Genomic DNA, 17,942 nt, shown 5'->3' with positions numbered 1-17,942 from the left:
GTTCCGCATGGACAGCGCAGCCATCGATCGGTTCGAGGCCAGCCGGAGCCGGCTGGCCTCGCTCGCATACCGTCTGCTCGGCTCGGCCGCCGACGCCGAGGACGCCGTGCAGGACACGTTCCTGCGCTGGCAGGCCGCAGACCGGGAAGGCATCGAGGTGCCGGAAGCGTGGCTGACCAAGGTCGTCACCAATCTCTGCCTCGACCGGCTCCGCTCGGCGCAGGCGCGCCACGAGCGCGCGGCCGGTGCCTGGCTGCCCGAGCCGCTCCTCGAGGGCGACCCGATGCTCGGCCCTGCCGACACCTTCGAGCAGCGCGAATCGGTGTCCTTGGCCGTACTGACCCTGATGGAGCGCCTCTCGCCGGTCGAGCGGGCCGTCTACGTCCTGCGCGAGGCCTTCTCCTACAGCCACGCCGAGATCGCCGGGATCCTCGACATCACCGAGTCCGCGAGCCAGCAGCATGTCCACCGGGCCCGGATCCGGGTCGCCGCCGAGCGCCGCCGCGGCGGCGAGACCGACCCCGCGTCCGCGCGCCGGATCGTCGAGGAGTTCCTCGCCGCCGCCACGTCGGGGCGCACCGAACGGCTGGTGGCGCTGCTCACCGAGGACGTGACAGCGGTCTCGGACGGCGCCGGACTGGGCAAGCGGCTGCTGCGGTACAAGACGCGCGAGCGCGTCGCCTCCTACGTGCGGGCAGGCTTCAAGCCCACGCCGGCGAAGCGACGGCTGGCCGGCGGCTCCCCCGCGTTCCACATCGCGCTGGTCAACGGCTCCCCGGCCGTCCTCGCCGTGGTCGACGACCGGGTCGTGGGCGCCGTGGCGTTCGAAGTCAGCGACGGCAAGGTCGCGTCCCTGCGCGGCATCGCCGCCGCCAACCGGCTCGCGCGCCTCAATGAGGCCTGGCGGCAGCACGAACCCGACGCGCCGGTCATCAACGCATGGTGACCAGAGCCACCGGAATCCAGTGACCTGAGCCGGAGCGAGAACGGCACCCCTTCAGCCCCGCACTGCACAGCAGCACGGGAGCCGAAGCACGTCGGCCCCCCTTACCTTCTTGGTGGCCCCGCAATGGGGAGCCTGGCCTCCGGGTCCGGCATGACTGCTCCCCCCTGTTGAACGTATGGCCTGGGGGGTGGTGTCACCGGCCCGGAGGCATCGACAGACCGCTGATTAGGGGCATGACCACCGGCTTCCTTCGGGGGCTTGGGAGGCTCTTCGTAATGTGGATCTGGCGATCGGTGCCGTGGGACGGCCGGGTGGGGACGACCGGAGGACGCACGTGATCGACGTCAGCGAGATCGGTGTCTTCCTCGGCCTGGACGTCGGCAAGGGCGAACACCACGCCACCGCCGTCACCCCGGCCGGGAAGAAGGCACTCGACAAACGACTGCCCAACAGCGAACCCAAGCTCCGCGAGGTGTTCGGGAAACTGCAGGCCAAGCACGGAACCGTGCTCGTCGTGGTCGACCAGCCGGCCTCCATTGGGGCCCTGCCGCTGGCGGTGGCCAGGGACATGGGCTGCCCGGTCGCCTATCTGCCGGGCCTGACGATGCGGCGGATCGCCGACCTGTATCCGGGTGAAGCGAAAACCGACGCCCGCGACGCGTTCATCATCGCCGACGCGGCCCGCATCATGCCACACACGCTCCGCTCGGTCGACATCGCAGACGAGACCATCGCCGAGCTGGAGATAATCGTCGGCTTCGACGACGACCTGGCCGGCGAAGCCAACAGAATCAGCAACCGCCTCCGCGGCCTGCTCACGCAGATCCACCCGCACCTGGAGCGAGTCCTCGGCCCGCGCATCCAGCACCCGGCCGTCCTCACCCTGCTGGAACGATTCGGATCCCCGGCCCAGATCCGCAAAGCCGGACGCCGAAGACTGATTACGCTCATACGACCGAAGGCTCCACGGATGGCCGAGCGACTGGTCGAGGAGATCTTCACCGCGCTGGACGAGCAGACCGTGGTCGTTCCCGGCACGGACGCGGCCGCGCTGATCGTCCCGAGCCTGGCCGGCTCGCTCACATCCGTCCTCGACCAACGCAAACTCCTTGCCACGAGGATCGAGGAACTGCTGGTGAACCACCCTCTTTCCAAGGTCCTGACTTCGATGCCAGGCATCGGTGTCAGGACCGGAGCCAGGATCCTCATCGACGTCGGCGATGGCAGCAGCTTCCCTTCCGCCGCCCACCTCGCCACCTACGCCGGGCTCGCCCCGGCGACAAGGAGTTCAGGCTCCTCCATCCGCGGCGAGCAACCGTCCCGCAGAGGAAACAAGCAGCTCAAATGGGCCTTCTTCCTGTCCGCATTCGCCGCCCTGGCCGACCCGGCCTCCAGGGCCTACTACGACAAGAAGATCAACCAGGGCAAACACCACACCCAAGCCCTGCTCTGCCTCGCAAGACGACGGGCCGACGTCCTCTTCGCCATGCTCCGCGACAGCACCTTCTACGAACCACGGCCCGCAACAGCCGTCACATGACCGGCGGTTCAGCCAGGAGTACGACCTGATCGGCTTCAACATCAAACCCGAGCACCGGACGGCCGTAATCGCCCTCCGGATCCATCAGCACCGGCTTGCCCAGCCGTCGCCCGATCTCCCGCAGGAATCCGCAGAACACATCGAGTCGCTCCTGCCCCTGAAGCTCCCGCAGGTCGACATCGAAGTCGATCTCCTCCACCGAATGGAAGCGGAAGATCGCCAGCACGTCGGCTGACGGCCAGACCCGCAGCTCAGAGCACTCGGCGTCAGCCGGCCGGGAGAGCACAGCCTCCGCCCTGGGCACCGGCAGTTCAGTCCCGCCCTCGGAGTACTGGCACTTCCAGCCGAACTCAGCGACAAGATCGAGCACAGCCTGCCAGTCCTCCACCGAGGCGCCCGGGACACGAACGTCCGGCAGCGAACCCATCAGATCAGGATCGAAGAAGTACGCGACGTCATCCCACAGCAGCTCAGACACCCCGCCATGCTGCCCGGCATCCCACCCCGACGTAGCCCGATTTCCCTTGACGAACCACATAGGGGCACCCCCCGAATCAGACTCGGCCATGAGTCTGTCGATGAGTTTCGGGTTCTGGCACAGATCTTGGGGAGCGATCACGGAGCGTTACCGTGATGTTCGATTGCGAGGAGTCTGGCTCGTGTGAGACGGCGTACGCCTTGTCGCCTGACAGTCGGAAATGACGCTCCCTCAGGTGCCTTCCGTTCGCTGCTGTGGTCGTCTGCGGACGGTGATGGTGCTGGTCATGCAGACCGATGCACTGTTCTGGGACACGCTGGTGTTCAGCGAGATCGACGATGTGGAGATCGAGGCGGTTACGGCCGCGTTCGGCACCGTCGAGGTGGTGGCGAAAGGCCGGGCGGCCGGCGGTCTATGTCCGGACTGCGGCCGCTTCTCGGTCCGAGTGCGCGACCGCTATCAGCGGAGCCTGAAGGACCTTCCTCTGGCTGACCAGAGCTTTGTGATCCGGCTGACGGTCCGGCGCTTCATCTGCGGGTCGGCGGACTGCCCGCGCCGGACGTTCGCCGAGCCGTTCTCCCGGCTGACTGCTCCGCACGCGCGGTTCACCACGCGGCTCAACCGCGCCCTGGAGCGAGTGGGGCTCGCCCTGGCCGGACGGGCCGGCGCTCGTCTGGCGGCCCAGCTGGGTGTTGGCGCGGGAAGGATGACCTTATTACGCAGGGTCATGGCATTGCCCGATCCACGGTTTCGAACTCCGCGGGTGTTGGGCGTGGACGACTTCGCGATCCGCCGCGGCCAGACCTACTCCATCGTCTTGACCAGTGTCGAAGACCATCGCGTGGTCGATGTGCTCCCGACTCGTGAAGCCGGGCCGCTGGCCGCCTGGCTGATCCGCCACCCCGGCGTGGAGATCATCTGCCGGGACCGGGCGGGTGCCTACGCCGAGGGTGCCCGGCGTGGTGCGCCCGACGCTCTGCAGGTCGCCGACCGCTTCCACCTGTGGCAGGTGCGCCGTGAGGCGCTGGTGCGCCGTGAGGCGCGGTGAATCGAAGGAGGTGCAAGACCTCCTCGCCAGGCTGTCGCAGCAGCCTGGTGGGAGCTGAGCGCAGTCCGACCCGGGAGGCGCCGGGGAGGGCGGGAAGCAGCGCTGACAAAGCCGGGACTGCCCGGAACTACCAGACGGGCCGGGTCCGGCGAGCGAGATCAGAGGGCGTACGAGAGGAACCAGTGGTAAAGCTCCGTAAGCGTGGCACCGGCTCAAATCTGGTGGATATGGGCCGGGTTGCAGTGCACAGTCCGTTCGCTGAACGGACTGACTCCGTAACCGACTTGGCGTGTCGGTGGGGAGGCCACGGTGAAAGCCTGCGGCGTAACCGTGGCGATGCTGCCGGGGCAAAGCTGGGCGCCGGACTGATCGATCGATTCACCGTGAACACGGGAACCGTCCCACGTCGTTCCCCGGGCCCGGAATCCATCCGGGCCGGTGGGATAGATACGTCGTCTGTCGAAGGCGCGGGACGGGGCGGAGGCCCCGTAGTAGTCCGAGCGGACGAGAGGTCCGTGCATGGCGAAGGGGGCCAGCAAGTCGGCAGTAAGGACGCTGGAATGCCGGGAGGCCGTTGGTGAATACCGACGAACTGGAATACGTCTTACTCAAGGCGGAACGCCGGGTACTGGAAATCCAGACCAAGCTGCACCGTTGGGCCAGTGATGACCCTCATCGCAGGTTCGATGATCTGTACAACCTCGCCACGGACCCGGGCTTCCTGCTGGTGGCCTGGGACCGGGTGCGGAACAACAAGGGCGCGCGCACGGCGGGAGTGGACGGCGAGACCGCCTACTACATTGAGTCCGTGCGCGGGCTGGAAGGGTTCCTTTCGGAACTGCGGGAAGACCTCAAAGCCCGCACTTTCCGGCCTCTACCGGCTCGGCGGCGCGCGATTCCCAAGGCTGGCGGCAAGGTCCGCTATCTGGGGATCGCAACCATCCGTGACCGGGTCGCTCAGGCGTCCTTGAAACTGGTGTTGGAGCCAATTTTCGAGGCGGATTTTCTCCCGTGTTCCTACGGATTCCGCCCGAATCGCCGGGCTCACGATGCGGTGGCTGAGGTGCATCATTTCGCATCCCGCTCGTATGAGTGGATTGTTGAGGGTGACATCAAAGCCTGCTTCGACGAAATCTCGCACTCCGCTCTCATGGACCGGGTGCGGGAACGTGTCGGAGACAAACGCGTCCTGGATCTGGTGAAGGCGTTCCTTAAAGCGGGCATCCTCGATGAGGACGGCTCCCTGGTGGATACCAACGCCGGGACTCCGCAAGGGTCGATTCTTTCCCCGTTGCTGAGCAATGTGGCTCTCTCGGTCCTGGACGAGCATATCGCCCAAGGTCCGGGCGGCCCCGGAGCCAGCCCGTATGGAAGGGCAAAGCGGCGCCGTCAAGGTCTGCCCAACTATCGCCTCGTGCGGTACGCGGACGACTGGTGCCTGCTCATTTCTGGCACCGAAGCGCATGCCGAATCCCTGCGGGAAGAAATCGCCGGGGTCCTCTCCGAGATGGGCCTGCGCCTGTCTCCAGAGAAGACCCTGATCACCCATATCGACGAGGGCCTCGTCTTCCTCGGCTGGTGCATCCAGCGCCACCGGAAGCGAGGCACCGGCAAACGGTACGTCTACGTCTATCCGGCCAAGAAGGCCCTGGCGGCCGTCATGGCCAAAGTGAAGACGATCTGCCGGCGGAGCATGAACCTGTCGCTCGAAGACCTACTGCGTCAGCTCAACCGGATGCTGCGGGGCTGGACCGCGTACTTCAAGTACGGATGCTCGAACGCGACTTTCAGCTATCTGAGGGCCTACCTCTGGAAAGAGATCATCAGATGGCAGGAGCGCAAGCACAAGCGCGTGCCTTGGAAGGTACTGCGCCGACGCTACGGCATCTGGCCCGCCGAGGGCGGGATGGAACTGTTCGATCCGGCAAGGGTGAGCGCCAAGCGCTACTACTACCGGGGAACACGCATCCCGACACCATGGCCGAGCACGGCATGAAGTGAACACCGACTCACGGGACTTGTGGAGAGCCCGGTGCGCTTAGCGGCGCACGCCGGGTTCGGGAGGCGACCCGGAGAAACGGGCTGGTCGAGAGGCCAGTACCGCGCTCCGGGTCGACCTCACATTGATCGAGTGGAGGTGGGAGACCTTCGCCGCCGTCCTGTCGCAGCAGGGCGGTGAAGCTGGGGGCAGCCTGATCCGGGAGGTGCCGGGGAGGGTGGCAAGCGGCCCCGACAAAGCCGGGACGTGTCAGAACCGTCAGATGGTGCGGGTCCGGCAAGCGAGACGGAGAGGTATACGTGAGGAACCGGTGTTTGAAGCCTCCTAAGGTGACATCAGCTCGAACCTGGCGGATCTGGGCTGGTTGCGGTGCGTGCTCGTCTTTCTTCCAGGGTGGGCAACTTCCGGGTGGTGATTGCCAGACGATCCGGGAGGCCACGGTGAAGTGCTGCGGGGTAGCCGTGGCGGGGCCGCGGGGGTATAGCCGGGTGCCTACTCCGACGAGCGATCAATCAGTGAACACGGGAACCTCCCCGGCTTTGCCCGTCGTCCGTGACGCCAGCACGGACGAGTTGGGCTGGGCACACCGTCTGCCGAGCAGGCCGTGGGAGGGGCGGAGCCGCCGTAGTACTCCGAGCCGGGGAGAGCCCGGCACATGGGGAAGGGCGGCAGCGAGATCGCAAGGGAGGTACTGCAATGTCCGGAGAATCCGGGGTGGATGCCCCGGTCGCGTGGCCAGTAGCCGATTTCGCTGAGCTGCGGGTACGGAGAATGCAGATCAAACTGCACCGTTGGGCGGCAGCCGATCATGGCTTCCGGTTCGACGATGTGTTCAACTTCGTCTGCGACCCAGCTGTCTTGGTGATGGCGTTCGAACGGGTCGCGGGCAACAAGGGGGCCCGGACAGCGGGCGTTGACGGCCAACGCGCCGCCGACGTCCAGGAGTCCGGGGTGACAGCGCACCTGAACCGCATCCGTTCGGCGCTGAAGGCGGGGACCTTCCGGCCTCTGCCGGTGCGGGAGCGGATGATCCCCAAGGCCGGTGCGAAACTGCGCCGGCTGGGGATTCCGACCGTCACTGACCGGGTGGTGCAGGCCGCGCTGAAGCTGGTCCTGGAACCGATCTTCGAGGCGGATTTCCGTCCGTGCTCGTATGGATTCCGGCCCAACCGGCGTGCGCACGACGCGATCGCTGAGATTCATCTGTTCGGTTCCCAGGGATATCGCTGGGTGCTGGACGCTGACATCGAGGCGTGCTTCGACCGGATCGATCACGCGGCCCTGATGGACCGTGTTCGAGCGCGGGTGAAGGACAAGCGGGTGCTGGCGCTGGTGAAGGCGTTCCTCAAAGCCGGGATCATGACCGAGCTCGGCGAACGGAACGAGACCACCTCCGGAACACCGCAAGGAGGCATCCTCTCGCCCCTGCTGGCCAACATCGCGCTGTCCGCGCTCGACGACTTCGCCGCCGAGCAGTGGTCAAGCGTGATGACGACCCGGCGGGATCGCGAACGACGACGGCACCGGGGCCTGCCGACCTGGCGACTGGTCCGCTACGCGGACGATTTCGTCATCATGGTCCACGGCACGAAGGAGCACGTCGAAGAGCTTCGCGAACAGGTGAGTGCGGTCCTGGCGCCGATGGGCCTGGTCCTGTCACCGGCCAAGACCCGGATCGTCCATCTTGCGGACGGGTTCGACTTCCTCGGCTTCCGCATCGTTCGGATGCGGAAACGGGGGACGGACAAGTGGCACGTCTATACCTTCATCGCCGACAAGCCGGTCGCGTCACTGAAGCGGAAGATCAAGACACTGACCCAGAGGTTGTCGCATCTCGATTACAAGATCGCGCTGATCCGGATCAACCAGATCCTGCGCGGCTGGGCCAACTACTTCAAACACGCGGTCGCCAAGCACACCATGGCCCGCCTGCACACCTTCGTCTGGTGGCGGCTGGTCCGCTGGGTGATGCACCGGCACCGCATGACGTGGACGGCCATCCGGCGATGGCTCCGAGGCCCGCAAGGGCGTTGGAAACTCATCGAGTTGGACGGGATCACGCTGTTCCACCTCGGCAAGGTGCCGATCACTCGGTATCGCTACCGGGGCAACAGCATCCCCAGCCCTTGGCCGGACGCCCTGTCCGACCCGATCCCAACGGCATGATCTCGGGGAGAGCCCGGTGCTCGGAGACGGGCACGCCGGGTTCGGCGGGCGGGCCGGGGAAACCCACCGGGAGTAATCCCGGCAGGGCGCCCCGGTCCGACCCAACGGCCTCGGCCGGGCTGTGGAGACCTGCGTCGCCTCCCACCGCGACTGCCTGCGCAACCCGTCGCCCAGCGGCATGCTGCCGCACGGCACCCGACCGGCTCCCGGTCGTCCGCAGGACGACTCGATGCCTGCGGGTCTGCGGGCCGAGCGCAAGAAGGCCGCACACGCCCTGGTCCACGAAATGCTCGCCCAAGGCCATTCACGCCGGGCGATCGCCCGGCACCTGGGCTGAGGCCTCAACACCGTGCTCCGATACGCGGCTGCCGCACGCTGGCAGGACACCATCCGCGAGAACCGGACCCGGCCCAGCAGGCTGGACCCCTACAAGCCCTACCTGGAACGGCGATTCGCCGAGGGATGCACCAGCGTCACCCGACTGCACAGCGAGCTGGTCGCCGAGCAAGCTCCCGTCACCTACGGCATGGTCCGCGCCCACATCGCCACCCTGCGCACGGCTCCGGCCGGCGCGCCGCCCCGGCCTCCGACGGTGCGCCAGGTGACCGGCTGGCTCACCCGTCGCCCCACGGCACTGGCCGAGGAGGACCGCGCCGCTTTGAAGGACGTCCTGGCCCGCTGCCCCGAACTGGACACAGCCGCCGGGCATGTCCGCGACTTCGGAAAGATCCTCACCAGCCGCCTCGGCGCCACGCTCCCGGCCTGGATCGACGCGGTCGATGCCAGCCAACTACCCGGCCTCACCGGCTTCGCACTCCACCTGCTGCGGGACATCGACGCCGTGACAGCGGGGCTCACCCTGGACTGGAACTCCGGCAGCATCGAGGGCGCCGTGAACCGCATCAAGAAGATCAAGAGGCAGCTCTACGGTCGAGCCGGATTCGAGCTACTCCGCAAAATGATCCTGCTGCAGTAGCGCCTCGCCGTGGCTATTGGGGGTGCGACTCCCGATACCTTTCCTCAGGCTGTTCCTCCCAGTGAGATCGTTTCATCCTGAAGCTGCAGGTCAGATCCCTGGTGTGGGTCGCTGAGGGGGTACTCGGGCTGGCCGACGGCGTGATCGTGGGCGGGTGATCGTCTGTCACCGCCGGATTTCGGCGTTCGCCAGGACGAGCAGAGCCCGCAGGAGCGTGGTCGCGTGGCGGGCGTTCATCCGGAGCTTGGTCAGTACGCGCCAGGTCTTGAGGTTCGCGAAGCCGTGCTCGACCGCAGCGCGTTCGCGGCTGAGTAGCCGGTTCGCGTCCTTCTCCGCCTTGGTGAGGCGGTGGCTGCGGGTGGCCTTGCGGCCGGTGATGATCACCGGGTCGTCGTCGGGGTGGTCATCGAGGCCGACGAAGCCGAGGTCGGCCAGGGCTGCGAGCCCGGCCTTCCGCAGGTGTCCGGTGATCTTGTTGTGGCGGGCGGTGGTGGTCTCGCTGGAGCGGCCGGGCTTCGCCGCCGAGATCCAGATCAGGTTGCCCTTGTCATCGGTCAGGGCGAGAAACAGCAGGCCATGGGCCTTGTGTTTGCCGCTGTAGTTCTTCCGGTCGTCCGTCCCGGTGCGGCGGCGGGTGCGGACGAGAGTGCCGTCCAGCAGCACCACGACACCGCCGATCCTGGCGATCTTCTTCAGCGCCCGGTCCAGGCGCGGAGCCCGGGCGGCGAGCAGTTCGACGACTTCCTGCAGCCAGCGACGCACGGTGGAAGCGGAGACGTTGTTGCCGCCGGCCATGTCGGCCAGGCGCTGGTCATGGCGGAGCACGGCGAGCACGATGACCGCCTGGTTACCCGGGCCCACCTTCCGCCAGCGGGTGCCCAGCTGTCTGCGCCGGGCACGTATCAGGTCGGCGACGAGAGTGATGGTCGACTTCGACACCGGAAGCCGAACCTGATAGACAGCGTCACGCGAGCCCTCGGCGGGGCGGGATGTCTTCACACACGCCCCAACTCCCGCTGAGGGCCCTCGCGTTACGCCCACAACCGGCCGGTCTGCCGCCGCCCCGATCGATCAGCGCGGCAGGTAGCGGCCCGCCCCGGTCCTCGCCAGCCAGCCCCGGTCGGACAACTTACGCAGCTGACCACGGACCGGCTCGACCTTGCCCGGCGTCGTCTCGCGGCCCAGGGCGATCGCGACATCCTTGGCCATCACCGGCCCGCCCGCGCCGGCCACGATCTCCACGATCCGCTGGTACTCGGGCGTGAGGACCTCCACACCCATGCCCTCGGCACGGTCCGGCACCAGCCGCATCCCGCCGGCTCCCGGCCCGACCACCACCCGTTCCGGCTCCGGCTCCGGCTCCGGCTCCGGCTCCGGCTCCAAGATCCTCGACTGCCGACGCGCGCCGTCCGTGGCCTCGGCCCACTGCCCGAACACCACTTCAGCGGCCTCCAGCCGAGCCACCTCCGACTCAATCCCGGCCAGTTCCTTGCGGAGCAGCTCGGCCCGATCCGCCAGCTCGATCCGCCGCTCGATCGTCCACGTCAGCACGTCCGTCATCCACATCCCTCCCGCCGCGGAACCTACGGAATGCCCAGCCCCGTCGCCCGAGAACCCCGGAAACCGCCCCCGACGGACGATCACCTGCTAGTGATCACACTCGCAACCAGCGCGAGCACACCATCCCCAGCTCAAGGGGTGAACAGCTTCCAGTGCCCCTCGGAGACGACTTCGACGCTGCCGTCGGTCACCTTGATGGCGGTCTCGTCGTCGATCGCGTACCCCGGTCGCGGGATCCCGGCGGCCCACTTCTGCGCGTTGGCCATGGAGTTGTCCGGGAGATTCTCGTGGTCCAGGTGCGGGAAGATCGAGAAGTCGACCATGCCCAGCGCACCGTCGCCACCGGTGGGCGACTTCCAGACGTAGGACTCGCTGACGTCCTTCCCGACGCTGGGGGCCATCACCATGCTCCCGGCGCTCGCTCCCACATAGACCGTCTCGCGCAGCGACGGCAGCAGGTCGGCCAGCCCGGACTGCCGCATCCAGTGACACAGATACAGGGCATCGCCGCCACCTGCCAGCAGGACGTCGGCCTCTCGGACCGAGGGGAGCCACAGCTCCTCGCCGAGGCTGGGCAGCGCGGTGAGCTCCAGCACCCCCAGCGACTTCCAGCCCACCTCGCACAGGGAGATGACGGATCGTCCACTGATAAACCGCCATGCCGAACCGACACCGCCGGGCATGGCATACGCCGCGGTGGGAATGCACAGGGCGTTGGCCTCGGCAACCGCAGGTCGACCAGCGCGTCGTGGATGCTCGCGTTCTTGATGCCGGCGGATGTGAGCAGAAGCCGCACGATACCTCCCGATTAGAATGCGATGAAGCGGTCTGACATACAGACCTGGGACCACCGCGAAACTCATCGCTGCCGAACAGGATCCAGCTCCCGCAACAGGCCGCCTGCCGCGTAGGACCGGCTCGGGCGCTTGCAGCACGCGCGAACAGCGGCGGGTTCCGGCGAACGCCCCGTGGCAGGCGATCACCTGGTGCCGATCACGCCGCCAACCAGGACGAGTACCGCGGCCACCGGTCACACCAGACCCGTGACCAGCGACTTCAGGATGAGACGATCTCACTGGCTCCCAGGACCGGAAATAGGTGCGGGCGAGCCGCCCCAGCGCCTCACCGCGCGGCGAGAGGGGATCATCGACCTGGGCGCGTCGCACGGCACTGATGACCGACTCGTCGATCAGCAGTTCCGCCGAGCCGGCGGCTCGGGACGCCGCTGAGAACAGGCCTGGGACCGTCGGTTGACCAGCTCGCCGGAGAGCCCTGAACGGCGCGATCAGGCCTTGGCGCTCCTGTCCGCGAGCATGGTGACCTCGTTGGCAGGCACTTCGCGCCCCTCGTCGTCGAGGAACCCGACATGGACGGGCCGGCCCGTTGAGCGCACTCGCCGGAGCGCGGAGGGGCCCGAGGGGCGCGGCCGGTGGCGGTCACCCCACTGCTGGAGCGCACCCAGCACCACCAGCAGGTCGCTCCCCGCCGCCGTCAGGTGGTAGCTCTGTCGCGGCCTGCTGCCCGGCTCCTGGTAGGTCTGCGTGTCCAGCACGCCCGACTCGACCAGCAGCTTGAGCCGAGCACTGAGCAGGTTGGAGGCGATGCCGAGGGACGACTGGATCTCGGCGAACTTGTGCCTGCCGGCGAAGACCTCCCGGAGTACGAGCAGGGACCAGCGCTCGCCGAGAATCTGCAGGCTCCGCTCGATGGAGCAAGCCGGCTCGTCATCCACGAGACCTGGCAACTGCCTTCCGGTTGGCACTTCCCACCTCCTACGTGGCGCGGGGCTCCGTGGCCCCAGCTGCTGCACTGCCGTACAGCCAGTGTACCGGCTGAGTTTTCTCTTGCAATTCAGGTACGGCCAGCCAAAGGCCCCCAGAGTCTGACTTGCATAATTAAAGTCAGTCTCTACTATGGAACCAGCGGGCACGGTCACCCCGCCTCCGGACCGCTCAAAAGCGCCGAGTGGACCGACCTCAGCCGTCAGGCCGACCGCAGTACAGGCACCATGACGCCGCACCCCCCACCTGTGGCGGACCAGCCACTCACCCACAGCTCGCCCGAACAAGGCGGGCCTGCCGCAAAGGAAGCACGATGAACATCACCGGATCCGTCGCCCTCGTAACGGGCGCCAATCGCGGCATCGGCCGCGCATTCACCCGCGCACTGATCAACCACGGCGCCACCAAGGTCTACGCCGGCGTCCGCGACCCGGCGAGCGTGGTGGATCCAGACGTCATCCCGCTGCGTCTGGACGTCACCAAGGAGGAGGACGTCGCCGCGGCCGCCGCCACTGCGGGAGACGTCTCCATCGTCATCAACAACGCGGGGATCGGCGGCGCCACCACCAAGCTCATGGAAGGCACCTTCGAGGGTGCGCGCCAGGCGATGGACGTCAACCACTTCGGCACCTGGGCCGTCTCCCGGGCCTTCGCACCGATCCTGGCCCGCAACGGTGGCGGAGCGCTCGTCAACATGCTGTCGCTTGCCTCCTGGTCGAGCCATCCGGACCTCGCCGGTTACGCGGCCTCCAAGGCTGCGCAGTGGTCGTTGACGGACGCTCTGCGCCAGACCCTCCACACGCAGGGAACCCTGGTGGTAGGGGTGCACGCAGGTTTCGTGGAGACCGACCTCAGCGCCTGGACCGACGCACCGAAGATCAGCGCCGACTCTGTGGCCGAGCTGACCATGGAGGCCCTGGCCGGCGACCGGTTCGAGGTCCTCGCCGACGAGGGAACCCGGCGCATCAAGGCCGCCCTGTCGCAGCCGACGAGCACGCAACGTCCCGCCTGACTCGCTGCGCCGCCTTCCGTAACTCACCGAAGCGTCACACCGGCACGAGCACGTATGTGGTGACGCACCCCCACCTGACTTGCAACTTTAACTTCAGAATCGAGCAAGGACGACATGACTGAACCGTCAGCAACTGTGCGCATCGCCGAGGAAACGCCCGCCTACTGGCGGGTCGTGTTCGACAATCCGCCCCTCAACGTGGTCGACCACACCGTGTTCCAGGGCCTGCAGGACCTGCTCGCGCGGATGGACAACAACCCGAGCCTGCGCGTCGTCGTGTGCGAAAGCGCGAACCCGGGCTTCTACCTCGCCCACTTCGACATGTCGGGCGCCTCGGCCGGCATCGCCAAGAACGCCGGCCCCTCCGGCGTGGCCATCCCCACGGACACGTTCGTCCGCCTCACCAAGTCACCCGTGGTGAGCATCGCGAAGATTCGCGGCCGTGTCCGTGGCGTGGGCAGTGAATTCGTTCTCGCGTGCGACATGCGCTTCGCCTCGCGCGAGAACACCGTCCTCGGTCAGCCCGAGGTCGGCGCGGGGGTCATCCCCGGCGGCGGTGGCACGGAGCGCCTTCCGCTGCTGACCGGTCGGGGCCGGGCGCTGGAGATCATCCTCGGCGCGGACGACTTCGACGGCGACACCGCCGACCGCTACGGCTGGGTCAACCGGACCCTCCCCGACGCCGACTTGGACGGCTTCGTGGACACGCTGGCACGGCGCATCGCCTCGTTCGACCGGCGCCCGATCGAAGCGGCGAAGGGCCTGGTCAACCAGGTCTCCCTACCGTCCGTCGACAGCCTCCTCGACGGTCGCGACGCCTTCGCGGCCGCCCTTGCCTGGCCCGAGACCCGGCAGCGGGTGGCCGCCCTGTTCAAGCGCGGGATGCAGCAGGAGGGGGACCTGGAGAACCGGTTCGGCGCACATCTCGCCGATCTGCTCGAAGACCAGGGCTGAGTGCTGCGATCGGGCGGCGCCCCTGGACGCCGTCCGGCGTGCCGGGGCGCCCACAGGAACGCGGCCGGCCACAGCCCCGCTGAGCCGGTCGCCACTGCCGACCCCACGAGCCGAACCCGGCGTGTGCAGTGCCGCCGTCCGGGCGCCCAGACGGGCACCCCCACCTGACCCCGGACGGCGCGCACTCAGGCGCCAAGCATCATCCGGCAACCGCACCGCGCGGACACAGAAGGTACAGCCGATGGAGAACTCTGCACACACGGCAATCACCCGAGATCAGATGGCTTTCCAGACGGCCGGTGCGGCGATAGCCCTGCTGGACGCGAAGGGCACGGTGGTCGGGTGGACGCAGGCCGCCCAGCGGCTGATCGGGTGCACGGCCGCTGAAGTGGTGGGCCGCTCCGCCGCCGCCCTGCTGGCGACTGACGACGACCGGGCGAAAGCAGCGGTCTTGGCAACCGCCCATGCCCCCTCACGCCGGTCGGCCTTCACCACCGTCCGGCACCGCGACGGTCACGGGATCGACGTGCGTCTGTGGGCGCAGCCGCTGTCCGGGCAGGACGGCCAGACCAGGTGGATCGTGTCGGCGACCGACGCGACCACCCAAGCCTCGTGGCCGACGGACGGACCTACGATGCCGCCCCTTCCGGCGGCTCCGCAGATCCCCGGCAGCGTGCCGATCGGTGTCGTAGTACGCGACACCCAGCTGCGCTGCACCTGGGTCAACGAAACCCAGGGCGCCAGGGACGGCATCCCTCTCCAGCAACGGCTGGGGCGCAGGCTGACGCAGGCGGCGCCCGGACCGCAGGCGGAAACACTGGAGGCACTGATGCGCCAGGTGCTGGAGAGCGGCGCGCAGACGACCCACGTGGAGTTCCAGGCCCTCGCCCGGGCACATACGCGCCGCGAACCGACGTTCATGGCGTCCCTCTTCCGCCTCGACGACGCGGCCGGCCGGGCGCTGGGCGTGTGCGTCGTGAGCGTGGACGTCACCGCCAGCCGGCGGGCGCACGAACGCCTGGCGATCCTGGGCCAGGCCGGCAAACGGATCGGAACCACGCTCGATGTCATGCGGACCGGGCAGGAACTGGCCGACCTCGCAGTGCCCCTCCTCGCTGAATACGCCACTGTCGACCTGGCAGAGACTGTGCCACTCGGCACCGAGCCCCTGACGCACCCCGGCCCGCGGCGCGGACGAATCCCCACCTTCCGCCGCGCGGGCTACGCATCGGTCCACCAAGGGGCCGCCGAAGCCCTGTTCGCGCCGGGAGAGCCGGTCCTCGTCCCGCCGGTGTCGTCCATCACGCAGGTCCTGCAGTCGGGAAAGTCTCACCTCGAACCGCAGGTGGACGCCTCCTGCGGCACATGGGCCGACCGTCCCGACACGGCCCGGGCACAGAAAGTCCGCGACCACGCCATGCACTCGCTGATGGTCGTCCCGATCCACGCGCGGGGCGACACGCTGGGCGTGGCCATGTTCATGCGGGCCGAGGAGCGCGGGCCGTTCGAAGAGGACGACCTGCTCCTGGCCGAAGAACTCGTCAGCCGGGCCGCCCTGTCCTTGGACAATGCCCGCCAGTACGCACGCGAACGCTCGGCGGCCCTCGCCCTGCAGCGCCACCTGCTCCCCCACCACGCCAGCGGCGGATCCGCCGCCGACGTGGCCTGGCGCTACCTGCCCGCCGACAGCCACCACGGCGTCGGCGGCGACTGGTTCGACGTCATCCCGCTGTCCGGCGCCCGCCTCGCCCTCGTCGTCGGCGACGTCGTCGGACACGGCATCAACGCCGCCGCCACCATGGGCCAACTCCGCACCGCCGTACGGACGCTCGCGAACCTGGACCTGCCTCCCGAGGAGGTACTCGCCCACCTCGACGACACCATCACACGCCTCACGGAGGAGGACGCCGACCCCCAGGACCCGGGCGCCACCATGACCGCCACATGTCTGTACGCCGTGTACGACCCGATCACCCGGCAGTGCACCATGGTGCGGGCCGGCCATCCCCCGCCCGCGATCGTCGACCCGCAGGGCGGCGTCACCTTCCCCGACCTGCCCACCGGAGCCCCGCTCGGCGTAGGACTGGTCCCCTTCGAGTCCGTGACCCTGGAGCTCCCCGAGGGAAGCATCCTCGCCCTCTACACCGACGGCCTGATCGAGGCATGCGACCGCGACATCAGCGCCGGCATGAACCGTCTTGGCACCGCGCTGGCACGCCCCGGCCTGCCCCTGGAGGACCTGTGCTCATCCGCGGTGGACGCCCTGCCCGCCAAGGCGTGGTGTGACGACGTCACGCTGCTCCTCGCCCAAACCCACTCACTCGGCCCGAACCAGGTCGCCTCCTGGGAGTTCCCGGCCGATCCCGCCATCGTCAGCAACGCGCGATCCTTCGCCACCGCCCAACTGGCCCGGTGGGGCCTGCAGCATCACGCCCCGGCCACCGAGCTGATCGTCAGCGAACTCGTCACCAACGCCGTCCGCCACGGCACCGGCCCCGTCCACCTCCGCCTGATCCGACACCACGCCCTGACCTGCGAGGTCCACGACACCAGCAACAGCACCCCGCGCCGGCGTCACCCCCACATCACCGACGACAACGGACGAGGCCTCCTCCTCGTCGACGAACTCAGCCGCCGATGGGGCACCCGCCACACACCCAACGGCAAACTCACCTGGGCCGAACAATGCCTCACACCAAAGAATGCCCCCACACTCTGACGCACCAGCGGTCTCCTGCTTGGCAGTGAGGCAACGCTCATTCGGCCATGCCGTCCATCACCTTGTCGGTGATGGTGGAGATGGTCTGCTCGGACACCTCGGCGCCGTACACCTCGGCGAGATGAGCCGAGATCTCCCCGTGCGTCAGTCCCTTCGCGGACAGTGACAGCACCATCTCGTCGACGCCGGTCAGGCGGCGCTGCCACTTCTTGACGATCTGCGGTTCAAAGGTGCCGGCGGTGTCGCGGGGCACCTTCACCTCCACCGGGCCGACATCGGTCAGCACGGTCTTCACCCGAGTGCCGTTGCGGCTGTTGCCGTTGTTCTTCCCGGCCGGCTCGTGCTTCTCGTAGCCGACGTGGTCGGTGATCTCACCCTCCAGGGCGGACTCCAACACCCTCTTGGTCAGCTGCTGCAACAGCCTGCCCTCGCCTGTCAGCTGCAGCCCCTCGTTCCGGGCCCGGTCAACCAGCATCGCAACGAGTTGCTCGTCCGACACCGCACTCGACGGTGCCTGAACCACCGGCTCGGCCTGCTCGTTCTCCACGGCGGTCTCCGTCATCAGACGCGTCTCCTTGGTCATCAGATCCGCCGTTGATTAGACACTCCCCCTCGGAGGTGCTCGCGGAGGGAGGTTGAAAAGGCACGGGTGCCGAGGTGACCGACCGCGAGACTGCACTCGCGAGGTGCACCCGCGAGAGAAGTGGATCATGTTACTTGTGGTACAGGAAAGTCGCGGCTGAAGGCGTGGCGGGCGCCTCCC

At 67.9% G+C, this 17,942-nt stretch carries 15 protein-coding genes and 1 pseudogene; 10 read left to right on the top strand and 6 right to left on the bottom strand.

The features are described from left to right. Window positions 1–7: 7 nt before the first annotated feature. A complete protein-coding gene (locus StrepF001_RS12170) occupies window positions 8–946 on the top strand; it encodes a sigma-70 family RNA polymerase sigma factor (protein WP_129798247.1) in 939 nt (312 codons plus the stop codon). 334 nt (window positions 947–1,280) lie between these two features. Continuing rightward, complete coding sequence (locus StrepF001_RS12165; RefSeq protein ID WP_129798246.1) at window positions 1,281–2,486, top strand: IS110 family transposase; 1,206 nt, start codon at window positions 1,281–1,283, stop codon at window positions 2,484–2,486. Here StrepF001_RS12165 and StrepF001_RS12160 read toward each other — a convergent pair. Beyond that, complete coding sequence (locus tag StrepF001_RS12160) at window positions 2,479–2,964, bottom strand: hypothetical protein (protein ID WP_206306825.1); 486 nt, start codon at window positions 2,962–2,964, stop codon at window positions 2,479–2,481. The two genes, StrepF001_RS12165 and StrepF001_RS12160, sit on opposite strands and share 8 nt — an antisense overlap. A 274-nt stretch (window positions 2,965–3,238) precedes the next feature. On the opposite strand from StrepF001_RS12160, the gene StrepF001_RS12155 reads away from it, so the two are divergent. The 5 genes from StrepF001_RS12155 (at window position 3,239) to StrepF001_RS12135 (ending at window position 9,153) form a co-directional block, all read left to right on the top strand. Beyond that, window positions 3,239–4,012: an ISL3 family transposase gene (locus tag StrepF001_RS12155; RefSeq protein WP_240797478.1), complete on the top strand. Its 774-nt coding sequence runs from the start codon at window positions 3,239–3,241 to the stop codon at window positions 4,010–4,012. Window positions 4,013–4,589: 577 nt separating this feature from the next. Then, window positions 4,590–6,008 carry a group II intron reverse transcriptase/maturase gene (gene ltrA / locus StrepF001_RS12150; protein WP_129798244.1) on the top strand — a complete coding sequence of 473 codons (1,419 nt, stop codon included), beginning with the start codon at window positions 4,590–4,592 and terminating at the stop codon, window positions 6,006–6,008. A gap of 774 nt (window positions 6,009–6,782) precedes the next feature. After that, entirely contained in the window at window positions 6,783–8,177 is a 1,395-nt protein-coding gene (ltrA, locus tag StrepF001_RS12140; protein ID WP_129798243.1) for a group II intron reverse transcriptase/maturase, read from the top strand. Between the two features lie 121 nt (window positions 8,178–8,298). Further along, complete coding sequence (locus StrepF001_RS47670; RefSeq protein ID WP_240797432.1) at window positions 8,299–8,514, top strand: hypothetical protein; 216 nt, start codon at window positions 8,299–8,301, stop codon at window positions 8,512–8,514. Between the two features lie 12 nt (window positions 8,515–8,526). Continuing rightward, a complete protein-coding gene (locus tag StrepF001_RS12135; protein ID WP_240797431.1) occupies window positions 8,527–9,153 on the top strand; it encodes a transposase in 627 nt (208 codons plus the stop codon). Window positions 9,154–9,318: 165 nt separating this feature from the next. Here the strand turns inward: StrepF001_RS12135 and StrepF001_RS12130 are convergent, their stop codons facing one another. The 4 genes from StrepF001_RS12130 to StrepF001_RS12115 all read right to left on the bottom strand — a co-directional run bounded on the left by StrepF001_RS12130 (window position 9,319) and on the right by StrepF001_RS12115 (window position 12,445). Further along, complete coding sequence (locus StrepF001_RS12130) at window positions 9,319–10,092, bottom strand: transposase family protein (RefSeq protein WP_240797430.1); 774 nt, start codon at window positions 10,090–10,092, stop codon at window positions 9,319–9,321. A gap of 132 nt (window positions 10,093–10,224) precedes the next feature. Further along, window positions 10,225–10,713: a hypothetical protein gene (locus StrepF001_RS45555; protein ID WP_165396236.1), complete on the bottom strand. Its 489-nt coding sequence runs from the start codon at window positions 10,711–10,713 to the stop codon at window positions 10,225–10,227. Window positions 10,714–10,844: 131 nt separating this feature from the next. Then, window positions 10,845–11,330, bottom strand: a complete 486-nt coding sequence (locus tag StrepF001_RS12120; protein WP_346656923.1) for a Type 1 glutamine amidotransferase-like domain-containing protein — start codon at window positions 11,328–11,330, stop codon at window positions 10,845–10,847. Window positions 11,331–11,998: 668 nt separating this feature from the next. Beyond that, entirely contained in the window at window positions 11,999–12,445 is a 447-nt protein-coding gene (locus tag StrepF001_RS12115; RefSeq protein ID WP_129798241.1) for a helix-turn-helix domain-containing protein, read from the bottom strand. A 362-nt stretch (window positions 12,446–12,807) separates the two neighbouring features. On the opposite strand from StrepF001_RS12115, the gene StrepF001_RS12110 reads away from it, so the two are divergent. The 3 genes from StrepF001_RS12110 (at window position 12,808) to StrepF001_RS12100 (ending at window position 17,179) form a co-directional block, all read left to right on the top strand. Then, the gene (locus tag StrepF001_RS12110) at window positions 12,808–13,506 is read left to right on the top strand and encodes an SDR family oxidoreductase (protein ID WP_129798240.1); all 699 of its coding nucleotides are present in this window, start codon (window positions 12,808–12,810) and stop codon (window positions 13,504–13,506) included. A gap of 114 nt (window positions 13,507–13,620) precedes the next feature. Next, window positions 13,621–14,460 carry an enoyl-CoA hydratase/isomerase family protein gene (locus StrepF001_RS12105; protein WP_129798239.1) on the top strand — a complete coding sequence of 280 codons (840 nt, stop codon included), beginning with the start codon at window positions 13,621–13,623 and terminating at the stop codon, window positions 14,458–14,460. A 280-nt stretch (window positions 14,461–14,740) separates the two neighbouring features. Continuing rightward, a complete protein-coding gene (locus StrepF001_RS12100; protein ID WP_240797428.1) occupies window positions 14,741–17,179 on the top strand; it encodes a SpoIIE family protein phosphatase in 2,439 nt (812 codons plus the stop codon). A 43-nt stretch (window positions 17,180–17,222) separates the two neighbouring features. Here StrepF001_RS12100 and StrepF001_RS12095 read toward each other — a convergent pair. After that, a pseudogene (locus StrepF001_RS12095) lies at window positions 17,223–17,654 on the bottom strand (transposase); the annotation flags it as partial. Window positions 17,655–17,942: the final 288 nt, after the last annotated feature.

This window comes from Streptomyces sp. F001, from assembly GCF_004187715.1.
Lineage (GTDB): Bacteria > Actinomycetota > Actinomycetes > Streptomycetales > Streptomycetaceae > Streptomyces > Streptomyces flavusporus.
Note: the sequence above shows the minus strand (reverse complement) of the source record. Positions and strands in the feature narration are given on the sequence as shown.